At 58.5% G+C, this 26,139-nt stretch carries 26 protein-coding genes and 3 pseudogenes; 17 read left to right on the top strand and 12 right to left on the bottom strand.

The window, feature by feature from the left end:
- Positions 1 to 21: 21 nt before the first annotated feature.
- Together IPP03_03055 and IPP03_03050 are read left to right on the top strand one after the other, a co-directional pair.
- Positions 22 to 336 (top strand): annotated as a pseudogene (locus IPP03_03055) (Tn3 family transposase).
- A 484-nt stretch (positions 337 to 820) separates the two neighbouring features.
- Positions 821 to 1,081, top strand: coding sequence for a hypothetical protein (locus IPP03_03050; protein MBL0351700.1), 261 nt, complete (start codon positions 821 to 823; stop codon positions 1,079 to 1,081).
- 29 nt (positions 1,082 to 1,110) lie between these two features.
- On the opposite strand, the gene IPP03_03045 is transcribed toward IPP03_03050, so the two are convergent.
- Complete coding sequence (locus tag IPP03_03045; GenBank protein ID MBL0351699.1) at positions 1,111 to 1,560, bottom strand: VOC family protein; 450 nt, start codon at positions 1,558 to 1,560, stop codon at positions 1,111 to 1,113.
- Positions 1,561 to 1,679: 119 nt separating this feature from the next.
- Between IPP03_03045 and IPP03_03040 the strand changes: the two genes are divergently transcribed.
- Positions 1,680 to 1,949, top strand: a complete 270-nt coding sequence (locus IPP03_03040; protein ID MBL0351698.1) for a hypothetical protein — start codon at positions 1,680 to 1,682, stop codon at positions 1,947 to 1,949.
- On the opposite strand, the gene IPP03_03035 is transcribed toward IPP03_03040, so the two are convergent.
- Together IPP03_03035 and IPP03_03030 are read right to left on the bottom strand one after the other, a co-directional pair.
- Positions 1,926 to 2,231 (bottom strand): Tn3 family transposase, encoded by a 306-nt coding sequence (locus tag IPP03_03035; GenBank protein ID MBL0351697.1) that lies wholly within the window; start codon positions 2,229 to 2,231, stop codon positions 1,926 to 1,928. The two genes, IPP03_03040 and IPP03_03035, sit on opposite strands and share 24 nt — an antisense overlap.
- Before the next feature lie 140 nt (positions 2,232 to 2,371).
- A pseudogene (locus IPP03_03030) lies at positions 2,372 to 2,656 on the bottom strand (Tn3 family transposase).
- 843 nt (positions 2,657 to 3,499) lie between these two features.
- Here IPP03_03030 and IPP03_03025 point away from each other — a divergent pair.
- Entirely contained in the window at positions 3,500 to 4,762 is a 1,263-nt protein-coding gene (locus IPP03_03025) for an IS4 family transposase (GenBank protein ID MBL0351696.1), read from the top strand.
- Here the strand turns inward: IPP03_03025 and IPP03_03020 are convergent.
- The gene (locus tag IPP03_03020) at positions 4,744 to 6,123 is read right to left on the bottom strand and encodes an IS110 family transposase (protein ID MBL0351695.1); all 1,380 of its coding nucleotides are present in this window, start codon (positions 6,121 to 6,123) and stop codon (positions 4,744 to 4,746) included. The two genes, IPP03_03025 and IPP03_03020, sit on opposite strands and share 19 nt — an antisense overlap.
- A gap of 495 nt (positions 6,124 to 6,618) precedes the next feature.
- Between IPP03_03020 and IPP03_03015 the strand changes: the two genes are divergently transcribed.
- The 3 genes from IPP03_03015 to IPP03_03005 all read left to right on the top strand — a co-directional run bounded on the left by IPP03_03015 (position 6,619) and on the right by IPP03_03005 (position 7,614).
- Positions 6,619 to 6,843 (top strand): glycine zipper 2TM domain-containing protein, encoded by a 225-nt coding sequence (locus IPP03_03015; GenBank protein ID MBL0351694.1) that lies wholly within the window; start codon positions 6,619 to 6,621, stop codon positions 6,841 to 6,843.
- Between the two features lie 96 nt (positions 6,844 to 6,939).
- Positions 6,940 to 7,137, top strand: a complete 198-nt coding sequence (locus IPP03_03010; GenBank protein MBL0351693.1) for a hypothetical protein — start codon at positions 6,940 to 6,942, stop codon at positions 7,135 to 7,137.
- Positions 7,138 to 7,203: 66 nt separating this feature from the next.
- On the top strand, positions 7,204 to 7,614 hold the full coding sequence (locus IPP03_03005; protein ID MBL0351692.1) for a hypothetical protein: 411 nt from the start codon (positions 7,204 to 7,206) through the stop codon (positions 7,612 to 7,614).
- Between the two features lie 115 nt (positions 7,615 to 7,729).
- Here the strand turns inward: IPP03_03005 and IPP03_03000 are convergent, their stop codons facing one another.
- Positions 7,730 to 8,800: an IS5 family transposase gene (locus IPP03_03000; protein ID MBL0351691.1), complete on the bottom strand. Its 1,071-nt coding sequence runs from the start codon at positions 8,798 to 8,800 to the stop codon at positions 7,730 to 7,732.
- Positions 8,801 to 9,010: 210 nt separating this feature from the next.
- On the opposite strand from IPP03_03000, the gene IPP03_02995 reads away from it, so the two are divergent.
- Genes IPP03_02995 through IPP03_02985 form a run of 3 tightly spaced genes read left to right on the top strand, consistent with a single transcriptional unit; the run spans position 9,011 to position 12,178 of the window.
- A complete protein-coding gene (locus IPP03_02995; GenBank protein ID MBL0351690.1) occupies positions 9,011 to 11,584 on the top strand; it encodes a YdbH domain-containing protein in 2,574 nt (857 codons plus the stop codon).
- Between the two features lie 40 nt (positions 11,585 to 11,624).
- Positions 11,625 to 11,819: a YnbE family lipoprotein gene (locus tag IPP03_02990; protein MBL0351689.1), complete on the top strand. Its 195-nt coding sequence runs from the start codon at positions 11,625 to 11,627 to the stop codon at positions 11,817 to 11,819.
- A gap of 29 nt (positions 11,820 to 11,848) precedes the next feature.
- Complete coding sequence (locus IPP03_02985; protein MBL0351688.1) at positions 11,849 to 12,178, top strand: YdbL family protein; 330 nt, start codon at positions 11,849 to 11,851, stop codon at positions 12,176 to 12,178.
- Between the two features lie 69 nt (positions 12,179 to 12,247).
- Here IPP03_02985 and IPP03_02980 read toward each other — a convergent pair whose 3' ends face one another.
- The 4 genes from IPP03_02980 to IPP03_02965 all read right to left on the bottom strand — a co-directional run bounded on the left by IPP03_02980 (position 12,248) and on the right by IPP03_02965 (position 13,972).
- Positions 12,248 to 12,949, bottom strand: a complete 702-nt coding sequence (locus IPP03_02980) for a VIT family protein (protein ID MBL0351687.1) — start codon at positions 12,947 to 12,949, stop codon at positions 12,248 to 12,250.
- A gap of 36 nt (positions 12,950 to 12,985) precedes the next feature.
- Positions 12,986 to 13,135: a lmo0937 family membrane protein gene (locus IPP03_02975; GenBank protein ID MBL0351686.1), complete on the bottom strand. Its 150-nt coding sequence runs from the start codon at positions 13,133 to 13,135 to the stop codon at positions 12,986 to 12,988.
- Positions 13,136 to 13,172: 37 nt separating this feature from the next.
- Positions 13,173 to 13,520, bottom strand: coding sequence for a hypothetical protein (locus IPP03_02970; GenBank protein ID MBL0351685.1), 348 nt, complete (start codon positions 13,518 to 13,520; stop codon positions 13,173 to 13,175).
- A 134-nt stretch (positions 13,521 to 13,654) separates the two neighbouring features.
- Positions 13,655 to 13,972, bottom strand: coding sequence for a BON domain-containing protein (locus IPP03_02965; GenBank protein ID MBL0351684.1), 318 nt, complete (start codon positions 13,970 to 13,972; stop codon positions 13,655 to 13,657).
- A 244-nt stretch (positions 13,973 to 14,216) separates the two neighbouring features.
- Between IPP03_02965 and IPP03_02960 the strand changes: the two genes are divergently transcribed.
- Together IPP03_02960 and IPP03_02955 are read left to right on the top strand one after the other, a co-directional pair.
- Entirely contained in the window at positions 14,217 to 15,137 is a 921-nt protein-coding gene (locus IPP03_02960; GenBank protein ID MBL0351683.1) for a hypothetical protein, read from the top strand.
- A gap of 67 nt (positions 15,138 to 15,204) precedes the next feature.
- A complete protein-coding gene (locus IPP03_02955) occupies positions 15,205 to 16,431 on the top strand; it encodes an AI-2E family transporter (GenBank protein MBL0351682.1) in 1,227 nt (408 codons plus the stop codon).
- A gap of 236 nt (positions 16,432 to 16,667) precedes the next feature.
- Here the strand turns inward: IPP03_02955 and IPP03_02950 are convergent, their stop codons facing one another.
- Positions 16,668 to 17,882 carry an IS4 family transposase gene (locus IPP03_02950; protein ID MBL0351681.1) on the bottom strand — a complete coding sequence of 405 codons (1,215 nt, stop codon included), beginning with the start codon at positions 17,880 to 17,882 and terminating at the stop codon, positions 16,668 to 16,670.
- A 410-nt stretch (positions 17,883 to 18,292) separates the two neighbouring features.
- Between IPP03_02950 and IPP03_02945 the strand changes: the two genes are divergently transcribed.
- The 3 genes from IPP03_02945 (at position 18,293) to IPP03_02935 (ending at position 19,801) form a co-directional block, all read left to right on the top strand.
- Complete coding sequence (locus IPP03_02945; GenBank protein MBL0351680.1) at positions 18,293 to 18,541, top strand: hypothetical protein; 249 nt, start codon at positions 18,293 to 18,295, stop codon at positions 18,539 to 18,541.
- Positions 18,542 to 18,685: 144 nt separating this feature from the next.
- Complete coding sequence (locus tag IPP03_02940; GenBank protein ID MBL0351679.1) at positions 18,686 to 18,844, top strand: DUF3309 domain-containing protein; 159 nt, start codon at positions 18,686 to 18,688, stop codon at positions 18,842 to 18,844.
- A gap of 666 nt (positions 18,845 to 19,510) precedes the next feature.
- The gene (locus tag IPP03_02935) at positions 19,511 to 19,801 is read left to right on the top strand and encodes a hypothetical protein (GenBank protein ID MBL0351678.1); all 291 of its coding nucleotides are present in this window, start codon (positions 19,511 to 19,513) and stop codon (positions 19,799 to 19,801) included.
- A 312-nt stretch (positions 19,802 to 20,113) separates the two neighbouring features.
- Here the strand turns inward: IPP03_02935 and IPP03_02930 are convergent, their stop codons facing one another.
- Both IPP03_02930 and IPP03_02925 read right to left on the bottom strand, forming a co-directional pair.
- Positions 20,114 to 20,296 (bottom strand): CsbD family protein, encoded by a 183-nt coding sequence (locus tag IPP03_02930; GenBank protein MBL0351677.1) that lies wholly within the window; start codon positions 20,294 to 20,296, stop codon positions 20,114 to 20,116.
- Positions 20,297 to 20,492: 196 nt separating this feature from the next.
- Positions 20,493 to 22,580 (bottom strand): annotated as a pseudogene (locus IPP03_02925) (EAL domain-containing protein).
- 305 nt (positions 22,581 to 22,885) lie between these two features.
- On the opposite strand from IPP03_02925, the gene IPP03_02920 reads away from it, so the two are divergent.
- Together IPP03_02920 and IPP03_02915 are read left to right on the top strand one after the other, a co-directional pair.
- Positions 22,886 to 23,206: a DUF1840 domain-containing protein gene (locus IPP03_02920; protein MBL0351676.1), complete on the top strand. Its 321-nt coding sequence runs from the start codon at positions 22,886 to 22,888 to the stop codon at positions 23,204 to 23,206.
- 672 nt (positions 23,207 to 23,878) lie between these two features.
- Positions 23,879 to 26,047, top strand: coding sequence for a diguanylate cyclase (locus tag IPP03_02915; protein MBL0351675.1), 2,169 nt, complete (start codon positions 23,879 to 23,881; stop codon positions 26,045 to 26,047).
- Positions 26,048 to 26,139 lie beyond the last annotated feature (92 nt).

The following is a 26,139-nucleotide window of genomic DNA, read 5'->3' as shown; positions in this document are numbered from 1 at the left end:
CCGCGTAGTTGCCGGTTACCCTGGTACAACCTGTTGTCCGATCAGCGCACCGGGCTGAACGCGATCACCGTACCCGGCACGCTGCGCGACAGCCTGATCTTGCTGGCGGTTGTGCTGGAGCAGCAGACCGAGTTGCAACCGACGCAGATCATGACCGACACCGGCGCGTACAGCGATTTGGTATTCGGCCTATTCCGCCTCTCCAACTATCGCTTCTGCCCGCGCCTGGCCGATGTCGGTGGCACGCGCTTCTGGCGCGTTGATCCACAGGCGGACTATGGCGACCGTCGGTGCTTAGGGTGCAATCGGACGGCCAACCATGGCATGGGAAAAGTCTGAACCGCGGCTCGGATGGAACAGACGCTTGCATGTTTCGACTTCGCAGCGGGAGCGCGAAGGCGCCGCCGAACCACGACACCGCAAAGTGCAGGCAGCAGCGTGGCGGACGTGCCGTCGCTCATAGGGCACCGCCTCGGCCGATGGGCCGCGAGCCGCCAGGGCCCCTCAGGCACTACGCCGGCTGCAAGCGGGGGACCCGCTGTTCCACGAAGCAGCTGTCAACATCGGCTTAAATCTAGCCCACTTTCGGCCTGAATCGCCGAAGTAAATCAGACCACGCCGAACTGCCGCGCCCGGGTGTGTCTTGGCTATTTTGTCCCGCTCGAAACAAGCAACGCAAAACTCAGTATAGGATAGGATGAAATAAAAGAGGCCCAACATGTGGGGTGAATGACCGATGCTTACGAGCATTCCGCATGGCATGGCCCCTTGGAAGGTCAACGCCGCAAAGTGTATGGTGACCGTATTTACAGGAGTTGCTGTGCCCAAGCTGAGCGAGTACGTCGAGATGGCTGCAACAGAATATTTGCAGGAGACTGGACAAGACGAACTGGACGCGCGTTGGATTGCTGCGTTCTTTCAAGATGGCGGCGTTCTGGACGATTATCCGTGGCAGGACGTGGTCACATTTTCGGACCTGGTGCAGAAAGCACTGACCAAAAAGTCAGAGCGTGCCGGAAAACAAACGCACTTCCAGTTGGACAAGATCATCCGCTTCGTCCGGCATCCGCGCAAACCGTAAGGGAGAATGCGGCAATCGGTGTCAGCGGGTTAGACGACGTTGTCGTCACCGCCGTGCAGATTATGGAAGGCATAGCCAGCCGGTGGGCCCTTGAGCTCGATGACATTGCCTTCGGAGTCTGTGAGATACATGAACGGACCCTCACCCTCAGCACCATAGCGCGACTCGACGTTTCCAGCCTCCACCCCATGAGCGTTAAGGTGAATGCGAATGTTGGCTTCATCAAAGGGCTCCACGCGAAGACAAAAGTGATCAAGGTTGCGTGCTTCTGCTCCAGGTGGCGCACCTCCAGCCTTGCCAAGTTTGCCATCGACAGGTACTAGATCAATGAGAGAGCGACCAGCGCGCAACTGAACCAAGCCGATCGCATCTTCGCGGCGCTCGACGGAGCAGCCAAGCGCCTGACAGTAGAAACGAAGCATGCGTTCGAGGTCGACGACACGCAGGACGATGTGGTCGATTTCGCGAATGAGGAACAGGGCGTTTGCGTGGAAGCTGGCTAACGACGCTGTAGGAAAAGCATCTTCATGGCCGCATCGTGCCGTGAACCAACTGGAATAACAAGGCTCAAACCTGGAGTTGAAGTCAGGAAAGTGCCATGGCCCGTTACAAAGCAATCGACACCAGCCCGAGATTCCTCGCCGTCGATCTGGAGAAGCAACTGCTACCAGTCCCTAAAGCGTTCAGCGTGGCCTGCCACGAATCGAAACCTGCCAAACCAGTGATCAGAAACCCAAAGGCTTTTCGAGAAGATTCCGCCCGATTCAAGCGGCAAAAAGCCTTAATTACCAATCAGGACCAAGCTCATGATGGAGTCATCTCAGAAAACGGAAAAAATCGTACGCTAAGCCGATTGCATCGGTCGTAACGGCCTGAACTTGCCCGCGCCGACCTTGACGCTGCTGCGCCACAGGTAATCGCCGGTCAGGTTGACGTGCTCCCAGCCTAACGGCGATAGGTATTGCAACAGCGCGTCATCGACAGCATGGCCATGCCCGCGCAGGGCGTTCGCGGCCCGTTCCAGGCAGATGTTGCCGGCGGCGTAAATCCGTAGAAATATGGCGGCGAAACCGCTGGCCTTTATGGCAGTAAGCGCAAAACTGCTGTACTTACTGCCACCTTCAAGCGTATCGCCCCTCCACCGCGTCAAGGGTGCGCTTCGCCAGTCTGTATAAGGCCACAGCCTGCCCTTGACCCGGCTCCGGGGCAACTCGGCATCTCAGCGAGAAAGCACACAACATGCTTGAAAATTTAACGCCGCCAAATTTCTACGGAATTTGACCGCCGTTAACAGTAGACCGTGTTCCACAGCACAATGGCCGCCGTCACCAGGTTGAGGCCGCTGGCTCGATAGCGCTGCTGCTCGAAACTACGGTCGCGGATTTCGCACAGCCGGTTGAAGAACACGGCACGTGCCAGCGCGTTGCGCGCTTCGCCCTTATTCAACCCGGCATTCACGCGGCGCCGCAGTTCCACGCTTTGCAGCCAGTCCAGGATAAACAGCGTGCGTTCGATGCGCCCCAGCTCGCGCAGGGCGACAGCCAGTCCGTTCTGGCGCGGATACCCCATCTCGCGCCCTCTGTCGTCAAGGGTGCAGCCGGCGGGGCGCTTCGCTTCCTTGACTGCCTCCCTGACGTGAGTGTGGGCTCGCTTCAACTAGGTAAAGGGTTCGGCTTAGCGTACGATTTTTTCCGTTTTCTGGGACGACCCCAATACAGTCTTCTCACGATTGGTGCTTGCAATGTTTCTGACCCACAACAAGCGTCCTCTTGCGAGCTAAAGCCGACCACCAACAATGCCGACCCGAAAGCACTAGAACTCACTGGTCTGTCCCTGGGCAGACTGGAGCGCGATGGACTTGAGCCAGCAATCGGGATGCAAAAGTTTCGAGACTGGGTGGCAAGCACGGCAGGGGCCGATGGCACGCCAGTTTTCGTTGGATTCAACGCCGCGTTTGATTGGTCCTTCGTTAATTCTACTTTGTCAGATTCGTCCACACGCTGACGCGTTGAGCATGAGCGCCTGTTTTTGATACGCATGATTCGGTGGCGGTGCCATGCACGTGGGCAGGTTTGGCGGCGCGATGGAGGACGCTCCTGTTTCGCTACGCTCTACAGAGGCGTCCTCCATCACAAAGGAAAGATCAAAAACAGCAGCAAAAACCGAAGCAAAGGCAAAACCGGGGCAGCGCCGTCCAGCTACGAGTGAAGTCGAATGTACAGCTTAAACTGACCTCTCTCAAGAAACATAGCATATCTTCATGATTGTCTTAGCTATTTCAAATGGGCTGAGGAATAGGGGTGAGTTGCAGGCCAATCCTCTTGACTTAGCGCGTTTGCATATTTTAGAGCCGCCGCGATAAGCCGGCCATGTCGGGGTAGAATTGGGTCTCGTAACGGATTGATATTTATAGGTTAAATATGCCGTCCTAAATATGTCAATGTGCTTTTCAGGCTTGCGGACTTCATTCAGAGCACAGCCTTTCGCGAAGCGGCTCGCCGTGATTCCCGGAATTTCACGCGCAGCCGTGGATTGCCCTTCACCGATCTGATCGCTTTCCTGCTCAGCGGTGTGCGTGGGGCCGTGCAGGGCGAACTCGATGCGTTCTTCACGCTGCTGGCGCGGCGAACCCGCTTGTCTCGGGTGGTGACCGCCAGTGCGTTCTCGAAGGCGCGTAGCCGCCTCTATGCGAATGTCTTCGATCCGCTCAACACAGAGTTGCTGCGGCTGGTCGATGAAGCCCTTCCCGGTCAGCCGCTCTGGCAGGGATTGCGGGTTCTGGCCGCCGATGCCTCCAAGGTTCGCTTGACCTTGCTGAACGCGGAGGGCAAGCGGTGTGTGCGCGAGGCGACGCTGTTCGGCTTGTTTCGTCCGGGCATCGAGTTGTTCGATTCGCTGATCCTGCACAGCCCCCTGGTTGGTGAGCGGCAGATGCTGTTCGAGCGCCTGGACCGGATTGACCGCCACGACATGCTGCTGCTCGACCGCGGTTACCCGGGCGCGTGGCTGGTGGCCGCCTTGCTGCATCGGGAGATTCCCTTTTGCATGCGCTGCGATTCGTCGTCGACCTTTGCCGCCATCACGCAGTTCATGCGCTCCGGCCAGGACGACACCGTGGTGACCCTGCCACCGCCGAATTGCCGGGATGCCGTCGATTATGAGTGTCCCCGCCAGGCCTCGACCGTGCGCCTGATCCGCCAAGTGACACCCGCCGGTAAGGTGCGCGTGCTCATGACGTCCTTGCTCGACAGTGCGCAGTATCCGGCGCCTGCATTCGCAGATCTCTATCATCGGCGCTGGCGCATCGAAGAGGCCTTCAAGCGCCTCAAGCATCGCCTGTCGCTTGAGCATACGTCTGGCTTGACCTGGCTCGCGGCCTGTCAGGACGTCGGCGCCAAGATGCTCTGCGACAACCTCAATGCGCTGGCGGTCTATCTGGCCACGGAGCACCTCATCGCCCCAGATTCGCCGTGGCGTATCAATCGCACCTTGGCTTTCTCGCATCTGCGCCGTCTGCTGCCCCAAGTGCTCACCGGCCGCCTTCGCTTGACCTCGCGCATCGTCGCCGCACTGTTCTCCGAGATTGTCCTGAACCTTCAAAAATTCATCCCCAACCGAAACCGACCGCGACCTATTCGACCCAAGCCACACAAGTCTCATGCCTACAAAACCGCTCCATGACAAGATGCTAAGTCACGAGGATTGAGTTGCAGGCCGAGCTTTTCTGCACGTTTTGCGAGGTGATGGATCACACGCTGTCGATAGCGTTCCTCGTAGTAGTCCTGTCCCTGATCAGTGTATTCGGTGCCCTTGGTGAGCATCGTGTAAATCAGTCGCGCCAGCTTGTGGGCTGCTGCGGTGACGGCCTTGGGCTTGTCCATGCGTGAGCACATGCGCCGGAAGTAGGCTCCCAATGCTGATTGGCTGGTACGCAGGGCGCTGGCAGCCAAGCGCAGGGCCTGGGCAGCATGATTGGCGCATCGCTTGGTTTTGCCACTCATCACCTTGCCCCCGGTAATCTTGGTGCCCGGGCATAAACCCAGCCAACTCGTGAAGTGCGCGGCGGTAGCAAAGCGTGACATATCCGCCCCTGTCTCGCTGATGACGGCCAGCGCCGTAGTGACATCGATTCCATCAATGCGCGTCAAATCGACACCGCACATCTTGAAGAGTTGCGTGCGTAAATCGAACTTGGGCGCATTGCGAGCTCGGCCGCGTTGCTTACCTTTGACGGGCTCTCCCTCGTGGGCCTGCAAACGTTGCAGTTGCAGCTCAATCTCGCTGTCGCACTCAGTGAGTTGGACACCCGCGAAGTCAAACGCGGCCAGCGCCTGTTTGAGCGCGAACAAGTGTTCGGCCCGCCAGTTGCCTTCCAGGCTCTTTGCGATTTCAGCAATACTGGCGCGGATGCGGGCGTTCTTCATCGCCCCCAGCACGTGTCCATCGCGTTCGCCCGACACAATGGCGCGCAGTATCTTCTGGCCTGTCTCGCCTACGACGTCTGAAATGACGTTGGCCAACTGAACGTTCATTTGCGTGAGTGCCTTCTGCATGTGCTGCACGTGTCGCCCTTGACCTCTGAGCAACATGGCACGCTGCCGCCACAGGGCGCGCAGCACGCACACTTGCTCGGCTGGACGAAATGCACCACTGAGCAGACCGTAGGTCATGAGCTGCTGAAGCCATTGGCAGTCCAGCACGTCAGATTTGCGTCCAGAGACATTTTTGACATGACGTGCGTTGACCAGTAGTACGGTGAAACCGCGTGACTCCAGCAACTCGAACAAGGGAATCCAGTAAACCCCCGTGGATTCCATGGCAACGATGTCGACTCGGCAGGCTTTGAGCCAATCGGCGATGGCATTGAGATCGACAGTGAAGCTGGGAAATTCGCGCACCGATGAATCGTCCCGGTCAGGCGGTACGGACACAAAATGAGAGGCGCTGCCGATATCGATACCGGCGGCATTCGGATGAGTGATCGTCAAGTTCACTCGGGACTTGCACGGCTTGAGACTGACTTTGGCGTTACGTCGGGACATGGTGGGCTCCATCATTCAGGGGGAATGTGGCGCCGCATCGGGTACGTCGTCTAGCTCACTCTCTCAAACGGGATATCGGCGCGTCGGCTATGAACCGCCACGTCAATTCACCAATATCGATGACGTCGCCCAGGACCACGCTCATACGCGGGCATTTAGCACCATTGTCTTACCGGTCTTCAGCGGCACCACGCACACTGTGCCACATCTACGGCACACCGTGTTTCTTCGGCGCGATTTGCGGCAGTGGGCCGATTACTTCGCTCATTACTGTCTTGACTCAGGGGGCCACTTCAATTTATCGATCAAGGCGACGGTCGATACCATGATTGAGTAACCGATTGATCCTGCGACCAAGTGCAGTGGGCACGATGGCTCACATCGCGATGTTGGCTACCGTACAGACCTCGCTTTGATCTTTATACATTCTTGTTTACACAAGCTCGTAAAGACACGGGGCTTCCGAAAAATGATGATTTGCAAAGAGGTTTCTCGATGAAATCGGTTCAAAGATATTCAGTTGCCACGCTCTGCGTGTTGGCGCTCCTTGGCTTGGGTGCTTGCGACAACATGTCAACGCGTGAAAAGGATACGGCGATTGGTGCCGGTCTCGGTGGTGCTGCCGGTGCTGTCCTGACCGGTGGTGGCGTTGCCGGAACGATCGGTGGTGCTGTGGTTGGCGGCGTGATCGGTAATCAGGTCGGCAAGCCCGACAAATAACTGAGAGACTGTATGCTGGAACCCGTCCTGATTCAGGAAGGGTAGTAAAACAATGATCGTCCAACTGTTCGACGATCGGATTTTAAGGGGATGGAAATGACGAATTTTAGCCAAAAAGCGATCGCAGCATTGGCGATGGGTGTTCTGGTTCTCGGCTTGTCCGGCTGCGAGAAAAAGGAAGGTCCGATGGAGCGTGCCGGCAAGGAAGTCGACAAAACGGTCGATAAAGCCGGGCAGCAGATCGAGAAGGCGGGCGACAAGGTTCAGGATGCGGCAAAGGATGCCAAGAAATAATCACAAGGGGGCCAGCAGGCGGTGTTTGGCTTGCTTGTCGCACCGTCTGTCTTCGGGAGAGAAGTCATGATTGCAATCAGTAAATCAGGGGCGGTAATCGCTGTCTCGGTCGCGCTCGCCCTCGTCGGGTGCGAATCCATGAACCAGCCAGGTTATGGCTATGATCAGACGCTGGCTTACCGGCAATCGAGCTATTCACGCGACAATTATTCGATGTACGGTACCGTGCAGTCCATCGAATTGGTCAGGCAGGACAGGGCCGGAAGCACGATCGGTCTTGGAACCATTGCCGGCGCGGCGGGTGGCGCCTATGTCGGCCACGAACTTGAAAACCGGAACCAGCAGCAGGCCGATGCCTACCGGGTGACCGTCCGCATGGAGGATGGATCCAATCAAACCCTGATGCAAAACACGAGCGACGATATTCGGGTCGGTGATCGCGTGCGGATCGAAAACGGCGTCGCCCGCCGCTACTAAGGAAGTGCTGATCAATTCAGTATTGCGAGGGGCTTTGTGTGATTTTCGGTGTCACTTGCCGCATTGAAGGTCGTTCCGAGGTGAAAAACATTGATTTTCATGGCATTTCTGGCCTTCAGGACGCAACTTGGCTGTCAGCGCCCAACAACCAACGGCGGGCGAGCACCAGATTGGCAAAAGCAAACAGCGAAAACAGTTGCGCCGTATTCTTGGCCAAGCCCTTGTAACGCGTCTTCCTATGCTTGAAGAGATTCTTGACGACATGGAAGGGGTGCTCCACCTTGGCACGAATACGCGCCTTGGCGTATTCCACCTGTTCGACCAACCGGCCAAGTTCCGTTCCCGCCAGTTGTTTGCGCTTGCTGGGTTTCATGGCGACTTGCCATTCGACTTCGCCGCCTTGGCTCTCCGGACGTTTTTCAACGCCCTGATAGCCGGCGTCAGCAAAGGCCATCGTTTCTTCGCCATGCAACAACGCTTCGGCCTGTGAGATGTCGCTGACGTTGCCTGCCGTGCCGATCACGGTATGGACCAGCCCCGAGTGGGCATCCACACCAATGTGCGCCACCTGTGCGACCTCGCTTCGCTCGTGACCGCATCCCGCTACGCGGGACCGCCCTACGGGCGTCCTTCGCCTTCGGCTTGTCATGTCAAAGTACCATTGCTTGCCCTTCTTGCTCTGGTGCATTTCCGGGTCGCGCTTGCCGGCCTTGTTCCTGGTCGAAGGCGGCGCGGCGATCAGGGTCGCATCCACAATGGTGCCTTCACGCAACAGCAGGCCTTTGGCGGTGCGGTGATGGGTAATCGTGTTGAAAATCGATTCGCTCAGTTGATGCTGTTCGAGCAAGTGACGGAATTCAAGCAGGGTCGTGGCATCCGGGGCAGATTCTCGGGAAAGATCGATATCGACAAAATGACGAATGGCCTGGCTGTCGTAGATGGCATCCCCGATGCCCTCATCCGACAACCCAAAGCATTGCTGGGCCACATACATCCGCAGCATCCGACGCAGACCAATGGGCGGGCGACCCCGGCCTCCGCTCTTCGGGTAAAACGGGATAAGCGATTGTGCCAATACCGACCACGGCGTGATCGCTTCTATCTCGGCAAGAAACCGGTCGCGCCGTGTCTGCTTCTTCTTCGCCGCATATTCGAGTTCGGAAAAACTTGCCTGTACGCTCGCCACCTTGACCAATTAACACAATGGCATTTTACCACTTCCGCTCAGCATGGGAAAACAAAGCAGGAATAAATCAGCGTTTCCCTAAGGGACGTGCCACGGGAAACACGGCGGCGCCGGTCGGCAACGCCGAGTCCGCAAAGTTTGTGACCCGATCAATGTGCCGCCAGCTTGATTCGATTCCCAAAACAATCCGGCGACCGGTATCCTCGACACATGTCTCCAATTCGCTTAGGAAGTGCTGGTCGCTGGCTGCTGGCCGTACTCCTTGTGCTTCTCCTGCTCTGGCTGGCCTTGCCGCGACTGCTTGGCATGGCGGCGGAGCGCTGGCTGGCCATCCCGGGCCTCGAGGGGCTGCACGTCGAGATCGACAAGGTTGGCGCCGGGCACGCGCGCCTGACCGAAGTCAGCGCCACCTATCAAAGCGCCGGCGGCCACCGATTCCGGATTGCCGTGCACGACATTGCTCTCGACTACTCGCTGGCACGCCGCCATGTCGAGCGTCTGGATATTGCCAGCGGCGAACTGGAAATCCTGCCCGGGCAGACGCAACAGGCTACCCCCTGGCCGCAACTTGCCTGGCCCCATTTGCCCTTGAGCGAAGCCGTGGTCGGCGACCTGCGGGTGACCCTGCACTGGCCGCAGCGTGCGGCACTGGACGTCCATGGCAACTTCTATTTGCGGCAAACGGAAGGGCAGTTGCAGGCGGAATTCCGGCCGAATGGCCACCTGTTGCGGTCGACGGCGATTTCCGGCGATATTTCCGAGTTTCATCTTGAGTGGTTGCCGGCTACTGGTCCGGGTGCGGAAGCGCGGCTGCATGTCGGCCGTCAGCCGGCGCAACAACCGGCCAGGCTGGTTGCCGAAGCGCCGCTGGCAGTGCTGGTGGACCTGGGGCGCACCTTGGGCATCGCCATGCCGCCGGGCGCCGCGCAAGGGACGCTATCGCTGAAGGCCGAAGCGCTCCTCGGCGAAACGGCCGGCAGCCTGCGTGCGCTCAGTGGCCAAGCGGAATTTACGGACGCCGACATGCAGTTTGCGGCGCCGGCAAAGCCACAGGCAATTGCGCTCTCAGGCAAATTGGCCTTCGCCTGGCAGCCGTCGGGGACGCAGCTCGAATTGCAGCCGGGGCTGCACTTGCAGGTGACGATCGACGGCGAACAGTCGCTGCAAGTGAACAGTCGGCTTGACAAGGCCTTTGTCCTTCGCGTGGACAATGGGGCAGGAGTCAGCGAAGGCGAGTTTCCGTTCACGCTCGATTCGCCCCGATGGGGACGCTGGGATGGCGCGGTGCACCACGTCAGTCTCAATGGGGGCGCGGCTTCAGCCGACTGGAAGGCGGCCGAAGCGCAGGTACGGATCAAGGGGCAGATGAAGCAGTGGCAACGGGATGCCATTCAGATCCGCGACCTGCAGGCGACGGGTGACATGGCATTGCACTGGTCGCCGGCGGCCGGGCTAAACAGCGAGCTGGCATTGCAGCTCGGCGTCGAACGTCTGGCATGGTCGCGGGATGTGCCGCTGACCATGAGCCGTGCGACATGGAAAGTGAAAGCCGATGCAACGGCAAAGGCTGACGACAGTTTTTGGGCCAGCCTCCTGCTGCATGGCGAAGCCAGCAGCCCGCAACTGACAGTAAGGCAGGGTACTGGCCAGGTTCTGACGCTCGGCGCCAGCCGCCTGCAACTGCTGCAACTGCGCCCGAACGGCACCCAGGGCGCCCAAGGTGAATTGATGCTTGCTGTCGATGCACTGCGCTTCGGGGCCTGGCCGTCGCCCGCCGTCCGCGCCCGCCTGCGCCTTGATGCGGGCAAATTGCGCAGCGACGGCACTGTACATTTGCAGGGAACGGAAGTCTTCCGCTTTGCCGGGTCGCACGCGCTCACGCAGGGGTGCGGCGAGGCGACGCTCTCCGGACAGCAAGCCCTGCCGATGCTGGGCAAGCTGTTGCAGCCACGGCCGCCCACCATGCTCCCGCTTGAGCTTCAGGCGGGCGAGGTTGATGCGCGCTTCACGCTGGACTGGTGCACCGGGCCGAAGCCACGGTTCGACGCCAAAGGAACGCTACAGGCGCACGATGCCACGCTGGGCTGGGATAGGGCGCGGGTCGAAGCCGCGCAAGCCCGGCTCCAGCTCGACGGATTGCATCCGCTACAGGGCCGCATCCAGCTTTCAGCGCCACGCGGCGGGCTGGCAACCGGTACGGCATTGGCCGACCTGAACGTCGACCTGGCGCTGGCGGCAAAGGCGCTGACCGTGCATGCGCTGGATGTCGCCTTGCTCGGCGGCACTTTGCACGGCGCGCCGCGCAGCCTGCCGTGGCCGCCAGCGGAGCAAGCCATGCCTCTGGAAATTCGTCACATCGATCTCGGCCAGTTACTCGAAATGTTGAAGGTTCAAGGCCTGTCGGGAAGCGGCCAGGTGGACGGCAATGTGCCGCTCACCTATCGCAACGGCAGCGTGGAAATCCATGACGGCGAGTTGAATAGCGTCGGCGGCGGCACCATCAAGTACGCGCCGATGACGACGATTCCGGACAACCCCGGCTTGCTGGCCTTGCGCAACTTCCAGTTCCAGCAGCTTGGCATGCACCTTTGGTATGGGTCCGACGGAACTTACCGGACGCAGATAAAGCTGGATGGCAGCAACCCCGATTTCTACAGCGGGTATCCCATACGCTTTGGGCTAAACATCAACGGAGCGCTGCCGGGTCTGTTTCGCGCGGCGCTTTTTTCGGGTGACTTCAACCGTCACATTTTGGAACAATTGCAATCGGGCAAACTGGAATAACTTTGTTAAGCTGCCCGCTACACCCTTGTGGAGCACCCCCATGTTCAGGCCCTCACTTCTGCTTTCCCTTACCGCACTGGCGCTGCTCGTGGGCGCCTGCTCGCCGACCGTGCGCCTCGAGGCGCCGGACAAACCCATCGAAATCAACATGACCGTGAATATCAAGCATGAAATTCTGGTCAAGGTTGAAAAGGAAGTTCAGCAATTGTTCGATTCGAACAAGGGCCTGTTTTGAACGGCGCCCGTCTTGACCAAGGAGATGCAATGAAGACATTGATTAAGGCATGTTTGCTCAGCCTGGTGCTGATGATGCACGGCGCCTTTGCCGCCGACCTCAAAACGGCAAAGGAGCAGGGCTGGGTCGGTGAGCAGAGCAATGGCTACCTCGGCCTGGTCAGGAACGACGCTCCTGCCGACCTGAAGGCGCTGGTAACCGAGGTGAATGGCCAGCGAAAAGCCGAGTTCACGCAGATTGCCGCGAAGAATGGTATTACCGAGGCGGAAGCCGCCAAGGTCTTTGCCCGCGAAGCAGCGGCGCGGACCTTGCCGGGCAATTACATCCAGAATCCGGCTGGCGGCTGGGCGAAGAAATAGGCGCCGGGCCGCCCGGCTGTTAGATCAGTCGGAAAGCTTCTGCGGCGGCGGCTGGGGGTTTCCCGCACCTTACACGACGGCACCGAACAACGCACCGACACCCGCGGTGATCGCCATGGCGAGCGCGCCCCAGAAGGTAACCCGCAGCGCACCTTTCGTCATGTCGGCGCCGCCGGCCCGGGCGGCCATCGCGCCCAATAGCGCGAGGAAGGCGAGCGAGGTTGCGGAGACCCACGGAATCAGCGCGTGCTCGGGTGCCAGAACGGTTACGGCGAGCGGCAGCACCGCACCGACCGCAAAACTTGCGGCCGAAGCCAACGCGGCCTGAACCGGCCGCGCGCTCAGGGTTTCGGAGATGCCGAGTTCATCACGCGCATGGGCGCCGAGGGCATCATGCGCCATCAGTTGCTCGGCGACCTGCTGTGCCAAGCCAGGCTCAAGGCCGCGGGTGACATAAATGGCTGTCAACTCGCGATGTTCCGCAGCGGGATCGGTCGCGAGTTCGCTCCGTTCGCGCGCCAGGTCGGCATTCTCGGTATCGGCCTGCGAATGGACGGAGACATATTCACCTGCCGCCATCGACATCGCGCCGGCCACCAGCCCGGCAACGCCAGCGACCAGAACGCTCCCCTGACTTGAATTGGCAGCCGCGACGCCAACCACCAGACTGGCGGTCGAGACGATACCGTCATTGGCACCGAGGACGGTGGCGCGCAACCAGCCGATGCGATCGGTACGGTGACGTTCGGCATGGCGGCGTGTGGCTTTCATTGCAGCGATTTTAGCGGGGAACCCGCTGATTCAGCACTACAAGACGTTGCGCCCACTGATTACTCTGAGCAGGACGACCACAATGGCAATGATCAGCAGGATATGAATAAAACCGCCCATGGTGGTCGATGTAACCAGCCCGAGCAACCACAGGATCAGCAATACTACGGCTATTGTATAAAGCATGAGATTCTCCGTTCTTCTTCAATAAACTACGTGTGGCCTAACGCTGCCTGAGCAGCCAGCCCAACAGAACCCCGCCAGCAACCGCGATCCCCAGCGAGGTGATCGGCCGCTCCCTGACATGGGAATAAAAGCTATCGGCGAAGCGCAACTGCGCGTCCTTCAAGCGCCGGCCTTGGGTATCGAGTGATTTAACGGCCCGGTTTGCTGAACCGGCAAACCTGTCTACTGCGTGATGGGCGCCTGCAGCCATGTGCTTGACGGCGGGCCGGGCGGCGTCCGATGCCTTGTCGATCGCCTTGTTTATATTGCTGCTGGCCTGGTCGATCGTGCGTGTAGCTGCTTCGCCCAAATCGCCTGTTCCGCCAATCCGTGTTTCGGTTGCCATGATTTATTCTCCTGTTCGGTGATGGATGCAAGACGGTTATTTCATGAGCGAACGGTACAAGATTATTTCCGTTCGCTATAAGCATCTGTCTGCCAGCGCACATTGATGCTTTCCGCTGGCAGACAAGATTCACATCACTTCAGGCGCATGCTGTTGGTAACCGAGGTCACGCCCTTGACGCTACGAGCGACTTCAACAGCCTTCTCGATCTGGGCTTGCGTACTGACGAAGCCGCTCAACTGGACTTTGCCCTTGAAGGTTTCGACGTTGATCTCTGCTGACTTGAGGCCAGGTTCGCTGAGCACGGCAGCCTTGACCTTGGTCGTGATTACGGTGTCATCGACATATTCGCCGGTGCCTTCAGTCTTCGATGTAGAGGAACAGGCAGTGAGCGTGGCAAAAAGGACGAAGGCGGCCAGGGCCGCGGCGCGGCGCAGTATTGAGATGGTCATGTTGAACTCCTTGAATAATCTTTGGTGGCTTCGGCGATCCAGTATGGCTTGCCTTGCAGACACAATGCGAGAATGGCGGGTAGCGTCATGACAGTCTGTGCGCTGGCGCACGCAGCGCTTCGAATCGGGCGCACGACATCCGGGATAGGCTATGTTCGACAGCGCACCGACGATCTACCCGGCCAACACGTAGCCTGAAGACGAAACATGAGGAGTCACAATGACTGAATTCTATAAGGCTGCACTGCGCAATGCTTTCTTTGTTACTGCCTTGGCTGGCGGTCTAAGTTCGGTACATGCCGAAATCAGCATTGGTATCGGTTTGCCGAGTGTCAGCATCGGCGTCAACGTACCGGTCTATCCGAGGCTTGTCGCGGTGCCGGGCTATCCTGTCTATTATGATCCGCAAGCGAATTCGAATTACTTCTTCTACGACGGTCTGTACTGGGTGTACCAGGATGACAACTGGTATTCGAGCAGTTGGTACAACGGGCCGTGGCGGTCGGTTGGCCCGGAGTATGTCCCGCTATTCGTGCTCCGCGTGCCGGTTCGTTACTATCGGCAGCCGCCGACGTATTTTCATGGCTGGCGTGCCGATGCGCCGCCGCGCTGGGGCGATCACTGGGGTCGTGAGTGGCAACACCGTCGGGCTGGGTGGGACCACTGGGACCGCCATTCAGCACCGCGCGCCGCACCGTTGCCGACTTACCAGAGACAGTATTCGGGAGCGCGCTATCCTGACGCGGCAGACCAGCAGCACAAGATCCGCTCCGAGCATTACCGATATCAGCCGCATGAAGCTGTAACGCGGCAGCATTTTCAACAGCCGCAGGTCGACGAGAGTCGCCGGCGTTCGGTGCAGCAACAGCGAGTTGAGCCGCAGGACCGCCAGCAACGGGCCGAGCCGCAGGACCGCCAGCCAGCGCCGAACCAGCAGCGGGAACGGCATCAGCCGCAACAGCAGGCGCCGGTCCAGCAACGAGCCGAGCCCCAGGACCGCCAGCCACCGCCGAATCAGCAGCGGCAGCAGCAGTCGCAACCCGCGCAACAGCGCGAGATGCAGCGGCCGCAGAATGAACACCGCGACAAGGGCCGCGATCAGGCGCCTGGACAGCAGGACAGGGGCGGGGATAACAGGAATCAAGGGCGCGGTCAGGATCACTGATAGTTAATGATGTTCGAACGCGCGCCGGCAGATCCAGGTGTTGCGGCTAGCATCCGGGGGTGAATAGATGAAACAATCGCTGACGCCGTCCCCCGGGGACGCAACCACCGAGGCCGGTTCCCCCTTGGGTGCCGAGCGAGAACCCGAAGCCACGCTGCTGAAGGTGCCGGTCGATGTGCGCAGCACGTCGCTGGTCGTCATCGCCGCCTTGCTGAGCATTTTCGCGCTGCGTTGGGCAAGCGAGGTGGTCATCCCCATCATGTTCGGTCTGATGTTGAGTTACGCACTGACACCGATAGTCGACACCCTGCACCGCTGGCACCTGCCGCGACCGCTTGGTGCGGGACTGGTGATGGTCGTCCTCGTGTCGGCTACGGTGTGGGGCGTCTATACGCTGCGCGACGATGCCGACAACCTGCTCGAATCCCTGCCGGTGGCGTCGCGCAACCTGCGGGAATCAGTGCGCGGAATGCGCGGCGGCCCAGACGGCAATATCGAGCGGGTCCAGAAGGCGGCTGCGCAGATCGAGCAGGCTGCAGCCGGCAGCCTGTCTGGCCCACCGTCTGCGCCACGTGGAGTCGCTCGCGTGCAGATCGAGAAAGCCGCATTCGACATCAAGGATTATTTTGTGGTCGGCGCCCTGCATGCGGCGCAGATCATCGGTCAGGCGACGGTCATCTGCTTCATTGCCTTTTTCCTGCTTGCTTCGGGTGACGTTTTCCGGCGCAAAGTCGCGCGCATCGCCGGCCCGACCTTCGCCAGGCGGCGGGTCACAGTGCAGGCAATGAACGAAATCATGGAGCAGATCCAGCGCTATCTCGCGGTCCAGCTATTGCTGAGTGTCCTGGTTGGCTTGGCGACAGGCGCCGCCTTCTGGGCTATTGGCATGAAGCAGGCTGCCGTGTGGGGCATCGTCGCGGCGCTGTTGAATCTGATCCCCTACCTTGGCTCGGTTGTCCTCGGCGTCGCCGCCGCGTTCGTCGCGTTCACCCAGTTCGGGAGCATCGAGAAGACATTGCTGGTGGCCGGCGTCTGCATCGGGCTGCATGTCGTGAGCGGCAACATCCTCACGCCCTACCTCACAAGCCGTACCAGCCGGCTGAGTGCGGTCGTGGTCTTCCTCGGGGTCCTGGCATGGGGATGGCTCTGGGGCATCTGGGGCCTGCTACTGGGTACGCCGATCCTGATGATCATAAAGGCAGTGTGCGATCGGGTCGACGACCTCAAGGCGGTGGGCGAGCTGCTCGGTGGAAACGAGCCGGTCAAGAGCGAGATGTCGGACCATGTTGCATGAGGGCTGCAGCTCCATTACGTGCGTATCGACGCGCCGGCTGGTCCAGTCCAGAAAACTCCCTCCAAGCAATTGACTGGCCAGCGTATTACTGATCAGGCTTGGAAATGTTTTATCCGCCGGCATGACTGCCATGGGCTGGGTAACGCCAATCCGGCGGATTCTTTGTGCGCCAGCGAACAGAGTGTCGGCGCTGTGGGGGGTAGTGTGGTGCACAATCCTCTCAACTTAGTCCATAGTCATACGGCGGGTTTGTAAGCAAAGGACAGGTGAGGCTTTCGCTGGTTTGGCCGAGGTCGAGCACGATCAGGGATAAATTTCTGAAGGTTTTTGACGATTTCCGAGAAGATTTCCTTGGTAACTCGGGTGGTGATTTGCTGCACACCCGCCAAGACTCGGGGCAAGATACGACGTACGGTATTGAAGGCCATCGTCCGATTCACTCGCCATGGCGAATCGCTGGGCAGCCGCTCTTCCGCAGCCAGGTAGGTGGCCAGGGCATTGAGATTGTCACACACCATCTTGGCCCCAACATCCTGGCAGGCGGCCAGCCAAGTCAGGCCGGACGTGTGCTCCAGATTGAGCCGGTGTTTGATGCGCTTGAACGCCTCCTCGATACGCCAACGGCTGTGATAAAGGGCTGAGAAGCTTGTGGCCGGATACCGCGCGGTATCAAGCAAGGAGGTCATCAAGACCCGTACCTTGCCAGTCGGCGTCACCTGACGAATCAGGCGAACCATAGAAGGCAGACGCGGACACTCGTAATCAATGGCATCCTGACGATGCGGTGGCGGCAATGTCACCTGCGCCTCATCTTCTCCGGATCGCATGAACTGGGTGATGGCAGAAAAGGAAGCGGACGAATCGCAGCGTATGCAAAAGGGGATACCTCGATGCAACAGCGCCGCGACCAACCAGGCACCCGGATACCCGCGATCAAGCACCAGCATGTCCTGAGCACCGAGTCGGTCAAGCCGCTCAAACAACATCTGACGTTCGCCGACCAGCGAACTGTGCAAAATCAGCGAGTCGAACAATTCGATCCCTGGCCGAAACAAACCGAAGATGGCCGCTTCTCGAATATGGCGGCGCCCTTCCAGGTCAAGCAAGGTCAGACGTACCTTCGATGCATCCGCCGCCAAGACCCGCAAGCCTTGCCAGTCCGGCTGCTGCGGAACGACCTCATCGACCAGGCGCAGCAATTCTGTATTGAGCGGCTCAAAGAGATTGGCGACCAGATGGCTGCGCGCCTTTGAGAAGGCACTGGCCGTGATCGCCCGACAAAGGCGGGTTCTTCCGGCAAGCAGGGCAAAGCAGGAATCAAGCTCCGCCTGAACTGCGCCGCGAATGCCGGTGAGCAGGAAAGCGATCAGATTCGTGAATGGCAATTCACGGTTTCGGGTGAAAAACCGAGGCTCGCGGCGGGCGGCGGCAAGGAAATTGGCGCCATGAATGTAGTCCGTTAGCCGTGAAACGATATTGGCATATTTAGGCCGTCATATAAAGCCTATTTATATCAATTGGTTACATGCTCGATTATATCTTGGCGCGGCCAGATGGCAAAGTTGCCAAAATTAGATGACAGACCGCTAAGTCAAGAGGATTGGTGTGGTGCATGGTGATTCGGGCATGGCGTCAGCCACGCGGATCGGCCACTAGACTCATACGGAGGTAATCCCATGAACAACATCATTTACATCGTCGGCCTGGTGGTCGTCATCCTGTTCGTCCTGTCGTTTTTCGGTCTGCGCTGAAACGTCAGGAACCGCTTCCGAAAATCCAGATCGTGCGCAGTTTTTGCACAAAGACTGTTCAACAGAGATCCTTCTCTTTGAACATCGAGACATGCTATCCAGGAGAAAACATGAAAAACCTTTCCGTCTTGCTGATCGCTATCAGCGCGCTTTTATCGGGTTGCGTGGCCTATCCGGTTGCCTATCGAGATGGCGGCGGTCATCGCCCGGATTATGATCAGTCCGGTCCACCCAATCGAGGCGACCACGACCGCGGCGACTATGACCGCGGCGACCACGACCGCGGCAAACACGACCGCGACGGCGACGGAGTCAAGGATAAAAAAGACCGTCGTCCGGATGATCCTTACCGCTACTGAGCGTCTTGACCGGCCCGCCATTGTGTTGAATGTTCGCCAGCGCACAGAGCTGTTGGGGGTTAAGCAGACAATGTTCCTGACGATCCTGCTTCCAGGCTGCAGTTCACGGTGCCGGCAGATTCGGTTCTTGAGAAGGTGACGAAAATGTCAATCGGAACAATTTTTCTGATCATCCTTGTGCTCATACTGGTCGGTGCGATTCCGGCGTGGCCGCACAGCAGGGGATGGGGCTACGGGCCCAGCGGTGGCTTGGGTCTTGTCGTGGTCATTCTGGTGGTCTTGCTGTTGCTGGGCCGAATATGACGCCTGCCGCGTTTCCGGCGTAGACTCCTTTCAGCGGGTTCACTTGATTCCTGCCGAGAACAGCTATTGCGCGACGCCCGAAACCGGCGGCCCGCTTTCTCCCGTCTGCCCGGCTTGTGGCGCCCGTAGCCTGACCCGGGTTCAGAGGCGCTATCGACCATCTCCTGAGCCTGTTCGGTCGGGTGCGGCGCTATCGTTGCTATGCCTTCAACTGCCAATGGGAAGGCAACCTGAAGGTGGCGGACGATGAGCGTGAATAATTCCGGCCCCGGCATCATGCCCGGTCGGGTTGGGTGGCAAACTCAATCCGGTTGGGTCCCGCCGCCAGGGCGCGACAAAGCGCCTCGTCAGCCCGGTTGAGTTCCTGTTCAGCCGTGCTGTCGGTAGCGCTCATGGTGACAATGCCTATGCTCATGCGAAGTCAGCCGCCTCGGTCACGCCTGGAGTGGCCTGGAGTGGCGGCGCGGCCGGGCATCCGTACGGCGACCCTAAAGGCCCGGACGCGTCACGGATGATCTGGGGTTTTGTTGCCAAGCAGTTCGGGCGAGCGGCGGACTAGCGCATCCTTGAACGCTGAAGAGGGGGTTCAACAGCTTCAAGAATGAGCGGGTGCATGACGTTCGCTACGCGACTCACGCCGCGAACAAGGCTGCCGTCTTTGAATGCATCGAGGTTTTGTACAAAAGGAAACTTTGGCAGACGAAAAACCGAGGGGAGCTCACTCAGCCAAAACAGCGTGGTAAGCGCGGCACCGAACATACCCTGCTGGCCATTCAACCTAGTCAGGGCAATACCGGCAACACGGGAAACACGGGCGCCCCAGGAACCCAAGGAGACACCGGCGCCACAGGCATGCAGGGCAACACCGGAAATACGGGCGCGACTGGCGCCAAGGGTAAAACTGGAACAGCCACCGGCACCTCCGGCAGCACCATCGTGGTCATTCCGCCAAAATAAGCAGCTCCCCTACAAAAGGGGTAGCGTCGACAAACGCTATCCGTACGGGCGCTAAAAGCACCGATTTCCAAACTGGCCAGTTTCACTGGAATTCGCGCCGCCGCTCACAATCTATGGGGTTTCCATCAGGTCTGGCTTCCTGGCGCTGCATTCCGGGTGACGAATCCGTTGGATGGGGCTATGTAGCCGCCTTCTCAGCGGCGGGCTGTCGTTGTCGAGGACACCCACGAATTTTTCGGCCTTGCAGCGTCAGCGTCGACACCACAAGGCCGTAAAACGACAACCTTCAGCGGCAATTACTTATCCAGAAAATCAGGATTTGCCCACCGTTTTATCAGCCTTCTTCAGGTCACCCAGATTGCGCTGAGCCTTGCACTCCGCCTGTTTTTTCAAACCTTTGGCCTGTTGTTCGGTATTGCCAAGCAACTTGCCGGCTTCTGCCTGGATTTTTCCGCCGATATTCTTGGCCGTACCTTTGACTTGATCTTTGTTCATGATTGTTTCCTTGCTGGATGGAACATCTGAAACCCGGGCATAACTGCGTGTACCGAGCGCACCGCACGGTTAACTTTCCGCACTGACCGGCACAGCGTAGGCCTTGAAACAGGCTTGTTCTGTTCGTTTGGCCACACAGGGTGAAATGATTGGCAATCTGCTGTCCGTTTCCTGCATCCTGCAAGTAGCAAGGAAGTCAGCGGGGCGGCAAGCCAGTGGCCAGCAAGACGGCGAACTCGTCGGCGACGAGCGGATGACTGAACAAATAGCCCTGGCCCTCTTCACAGTGCTGGTCGAGCAAAAACGACAGTTGTACTTGTTGTTCGATACCTTCAGCGACCACCCGTTGCTTGAGACTGGTTCCCATGGCAATGACGGCGGTGACGATGACGTTATTGCCGTTAATGGCGCCGATATCCTGAACAAATGAGCGATCGATTTTGAGTACGTCGATCGGAAACTGTTTCAGATAGTTCAGACTGGAATAACCGGTGCCGAAGTCGTCGACCGCCAGCAACACCCCCATTTCCTTGAGTTCATTCAGGATGGCGGTACTGGATTCGGCATTGTGCATTAGCGACGATTCGGTAATTTCCAGCTGCAGATGACACGCATCAAGGCCTGTTTCGCGCAGCACAGTTCGCACGCCCGCGACAAAATCCTTGCTGCGGAACTCCACGGCAGAAATGTTGACGGCCACCGATACCGGCTTCAGCCCCATGTCCTGCCATCGTTTGACTTGCATGCAGGCTTCGCGCAAGACCCAGCGGCCAATCGGTACGATCAGGCCGCAATCTTCGGCGACCGGAATGAAGGTTTTAGGCAGGGCGATGCCCCATTCGGGGCGTATCCAGCGAATCAGCGCTTCCGAACCGGTAATTTTCCCGCTGGAAAGGTTGACCTTGGGCTGGTAATACAAGACGAACTCCTGGTGCTCCAAGGCCTGCCGCAAATGGCTTTCGATCAGTTACCGCTCAACGGCACGCACGTTCATTTCGTTTTTGAAGAACTGAAAATTGTTGCGGCCCTTTTCCTTGGCCTGATACATCGCGGTGTCCGCATTCTTGATCAGCGTCTCCGAATCCTGACCATCGGCCGGATAAACGCTGATGCCAATGCTGGTCGTGATGTGCAGAACATTTTTAACTATGTCGTGGGGTGCTGCCAGAGAGGCCAGGATTTTTTTGGCCGTAACTGCGGAATCTCCGTCATTTCGGTCTTCGGTCAGCAGAATGATGAACTCGTCGCCGCCCTGCCGGGTTACCGTATCGGAGCCTCGAACGCAGCCGCGCAGGCGTTCGGCTACGGATTGAAGAAGCTGGTCGCCAACGGCATGCCCGAGCGAATCGTTGATGTGCTTGAAGTTGTCGAGGTCGAGAAAAAGGATGGACAGATGGGTGCCACGACGCTTGGCGAGGCCGATGGCCTGTTCGATCCGGTCATTGAGCAAGACACGATTCGGCAGATCGGTGAGGAAATCGTGTTGCGCCAGATGAGTCATCTTCAATGCCAGGGCCTGCGACGCAGTAATGTCGTGAAAGACGATGACGGCACCGACCAGCCGGCCATGCCGGTTATGAATCGGGGCTGCCGAGTCCTCGATGGCGACCTCGCTGCCATCGCGTCGGATCAGCACGGTGCCGGCGGTCAAATTCATCGCTTGGTTCAACTGGAGCACCAGATCGACCGGATTGGCTGCAGGCTTCCGCGTTTTACCGTTGATGATCTGCATTACCGTGCCGATCGGCTTGCCGTGAGCATCCTTCCGGCACCATCCGGTCATCACCTTGGCAGCACGGTTCAGATAATCGACATGGCCGACCATGTCGGTCCCGATCACCGCGTCGCTGATTGAATTGAGCGTGATTTCCGCCCCGGTTTTTTCAATAAACAGCGCCTCCTCAACAGCCATGCGCTGGATGATGTTGCGTAGGGATTGCGAAACGAGCTCGCTAACGTAGTGTCCTTTCGACAGATAGCCCTGTGCGCCCCGTTTGATGGCCTCGATTGCCAACGTTTCATCGTCCGGCGAACTCAGGGTCATGATCGGCACGTAGGGCGCCAGCGAAAACAGGCGGTCAAAGGTTTCAATGCCCCGACTGTCGGGCAGTGACAAATCGACCAGTATCGCGTCAATGCCCCGGCTCTTCAGCCTTTCAATGGCATCGGAAAGATTGCCAACCCACTCGCTCTCGAATTGCTCGGTCCGCCCATGGCCAAGGACATCCTTCAGTTCCCTGGCATCGGAGGCGTCGCTCGTGATCAACAGAACACGATTTGCGATAGATGACGGCTTCACGATATCCGGCCGATCCGGCTAGACTCTCGTGCGTTAGCGCACACCGCTTCGATGCCATCGCCAATGGCGACGATGAAGCAACTTGTTGCAACAATGGAGTTCAAATTCGTTCCCGCCTTTCAGGATGACGTGAACTTAAGCATTTCACGTGCCAGCACGGATTTCCGTTCGCTGACGCACATACGCTGCAACTTTCTGACCCTATGTGCCCTAACGAACGGAGTGTTCCCGCGATATCAGAAATCATGAGCCTGCTCCAACCCATTTATTCGCGGAAAGGATCACACACCATGCTGATCAACTTCAAATCTCCCGCTAGCGGCGATGTGGTGATGTTCGAGAAAAATGCCAGGGAGCTTTTGCTTGCGCTCGGCAAACAGCCTGACGAAGCAAAAGGGGTCATCACCGTAGCGCAATTACCGGGGGCCGTTGCCGCCCTCAAACTGGCCATGGCAAGCACGCAGCCGAGCAATCCGCAACCGCCGACAACCGATGATGAAAGCGAAGAGCAGGCGGAGGAAACGGTTTCCCTGACTCAGCGAGCACTGCCCCTCCTTGATCTGCTCGAACGCTCGCTGCAGGAGCGGGTCCCCGTGACCTGGGGCGTATAGCTCTCGAGGTTCCGCCATACCGCAAAAGGGCTCTCGTCCATCAAAAAAACCGCCCCGGAGCGGCCACGCCATTCAGGCCTGCATTCATCTATGCCGTTGACAGATACCGAAAATTCAGAAGTTCCGTTAAAACACTCAGCCCCAAACGAAAGAGGCTTCATATCTCGAACTTCCAGCCAATCGAAACTCCTCCGGAGGATGACTCCGATCTTCACGAAGGCGATAGTCCACCCTTGCAGGAAGCTGAAGTATTCCTGGCCTTCGGCCTAGCCGAGAGTGCGGAGGCGGTGCTCATTAGCGCACTGAAAGACGGCACCCTAACCCAAGACGAGGTTGACCGCTTCTGGGCAAGACCAGCTTTGGATCGAGCATCCGGCGACTGAAGATTAATTGCGTCCGCATGGCTAGATGAGAAAGCCACAGCAAAAAAGGCTGTATCGACCAGACTGGACCGAAGCTGCCTTCGCCTGCTACCAGGTAGTTTTTTTGTCTTTGCCGACTTCGTTGCCGATGACGCCACCCACGACGGTGCCGCCGCCGACGGTTGAGCTTCCGACCAAGTGCGCTAACGCACATAACCAATTGTCCTGATGAACTATGATGAGGTTAAATGGACGGCTTTCCGCAATCGACATTCGATTCGGTGGTAGCCGCCGGTGAAAGGGAGGCGCGATGCCGGCCGAAACAACGCACGACCCGAAGCAGAATCGCATTCTGGCGGCGCTGTCGGTTAACGAATATTCCCACCTCGTGGATGATCTGGAGTTGGTCAGCCTGACTCTGGGCGAAACGCTCTGCGGTGCAGGAAAGGCGCTGGAATCCGTCTATTTTCCGACTACCTGTATCGTCTCGCTGAGTTTTCTCACCGAAAACGGCTCGTCTGCCGAACTGGCGATGACCGGCAATGAGGGCCTGGTCGGCATCCCGCTGGTACTGGGCGGCGCCACGACCACGCACAAGATGATCGTCCGGCGGGCTGGCGAGGCCTATCGGCTGCGCGCCGAGATCCTGATATGGGAACTCGATCAAGGTGGGACTTTACGTCACCTCTGTACGCGTTATGCCCAGGCCTTGATGACCCAGATGGCCCAAAGCGTCGTCTGCAATCGACATCACGCCATCGATCAGCAGTTGTGCCGCTGGTTGCTGCTCAGCCTCGACCAGTTGCCGGGCAATGAAATCGATATTACCCAGGAGCTGATCGCCGGCATGTTGGGCGTTCGCCGCGAAGCGGTGACCGAAGCGGCCGGCAAACTGCAGGCTGCGGGCCTCATTCAATATCGCCGCGGCCATATTACGGTGATTGATCGCACGGGGCTGGAAGCCAGGGTCTGCGAGTGCTACCGCGTTGTCCGCTCCGAGTACGATCGCTTGTTCAGGCTGGTTCCCGACTCCCCCCTGCAGAATCGTGCCCGCCCCAACCCAGCTACTGCGCGCCAGCGGGCCGAAGCTCGTTTGCAGAAGACGCCGCGCACCGTCACAAATACGGCGTGGGATAACGCGCGCCTGATGCACGAACTGCAGGTCCACCAGATCGAACTGGAAATGCACAACGAGGAACTGGGCCATGCCTATGCCGAAGCCGATGCCTTGCGCGAGAAATATGCCGACATCTACGACTTTGCGCCGGTTGGATATTTCACGCTGGATGCCAAGGGTGTCATTCTCCAGATCAACCTGGCCGGTGCCATCCTGCTCGGCATCAAGCGTTCGCAAAATCAGCGCTGCCGCTTTGCCGCAGCCGTCGCCCCGGCCTCTTTGTCCCGCTTCAATGACTTTCTTGCCGACGTCCTGGTCAACAAAGGAAAGCTGGGGTGCGAAGTCGTTCTGGCAGCAACCGAGCATCGGGCGGAAGCGGTTGTCCGAATCGCAGCGGTCCCCAATGAAAATACCAACGAATGCCGGATGGTCGTGATGAACATTACTGCGGAAACACATGCTAAAAAGGCGCTCAAGCTGCGCGATCAATATCAGCGCGCCCTGCTCGACAATTTTCCGTTCATGGTCTGGCTCAAGGACGAACAGGGCCGCTATCTTGCGGTCAACGCGCCTTTTTCCAAGAATTACGGCTGGCCTTCCGTCGACATCCCGATCGGCAAGACTGACTTCGATATCAGCCCACTGGAAGTCGCCGAATCGGTTCGCGCCGATGATCTGGCCGTACTCGGCAGTTGTGAGCCGATCGCGAGAGAACATCAGATAAAAATCGCCGATGAAACATTATGGTTCGAAACCTACAAATCGGCGATTGCCATGGATGGCAACCTGGTCGGAACGGTGGGGTTTTCACGCAACATCACCCAACAGAAGCAAATAGAAGCTGATTTGCTCAGGCTCTCGATGATCGATGCGCTGACCGGCCTGTTCACCCGCCGGCATTTCATGGCGCACCTGACAGCGGCGCATGCGCTCATCAAACGTGACAACAGCCACCAGGTATCCCTCTTGCTGATCAGCCTCGATCAAATTACTGCGATCAACGAAGACCTGGGGCACCCGGTCAGCGATGCCATGCTGCGGCTCTCTGCGGATTTTTTGCGGCATGCCATACGCAAAGCAGATACGGCCGGCCGGGTGGGTGACGAGCAGTTCGCACTCCTGATGCCGCTCAGCTCCCTTGAGGCCGCGATGATTTTTGCCGAACGCCTTCTCGAAAAAATGCTGGCCAGCAAAATCAGCATTGGCAAGCAGAGTGGCGGCTTTACGGTGAGCATCGGGATTTCGGTTTTGAGCGCCACAGACAGTGCCCCGGAAAAAGCACTCATTCGGTCCGAAGAGGCCGTTGACCGTGCCCGACTGGCCGGGGCCAATCGGATAGAAATAGCCGCCAGCGGGCAATAATAGAGCGCTTTCGAACGACGGTAGATTTTCGCCGCTATGTTGGCTAGCGAACAGAACAGATCCCTGCCTCCGGCTATGCTGTGTTCGTCGAC

It is taken from the genome of Candidatus Dechloromonas phosphoritropha (genome assembly GCA_016722705.1).
GTDB lineage: Bacteria > Pseudomonadota > Gammaproteobacteria > Burkholderiales > Rhodocyclaceae > Azonexus > Azonexus phosphoritrophus.
Note: the sequence above shows the minus strand (reverse complement) of the source record. Positions and strands in the feature narration are given on the sequence as shown.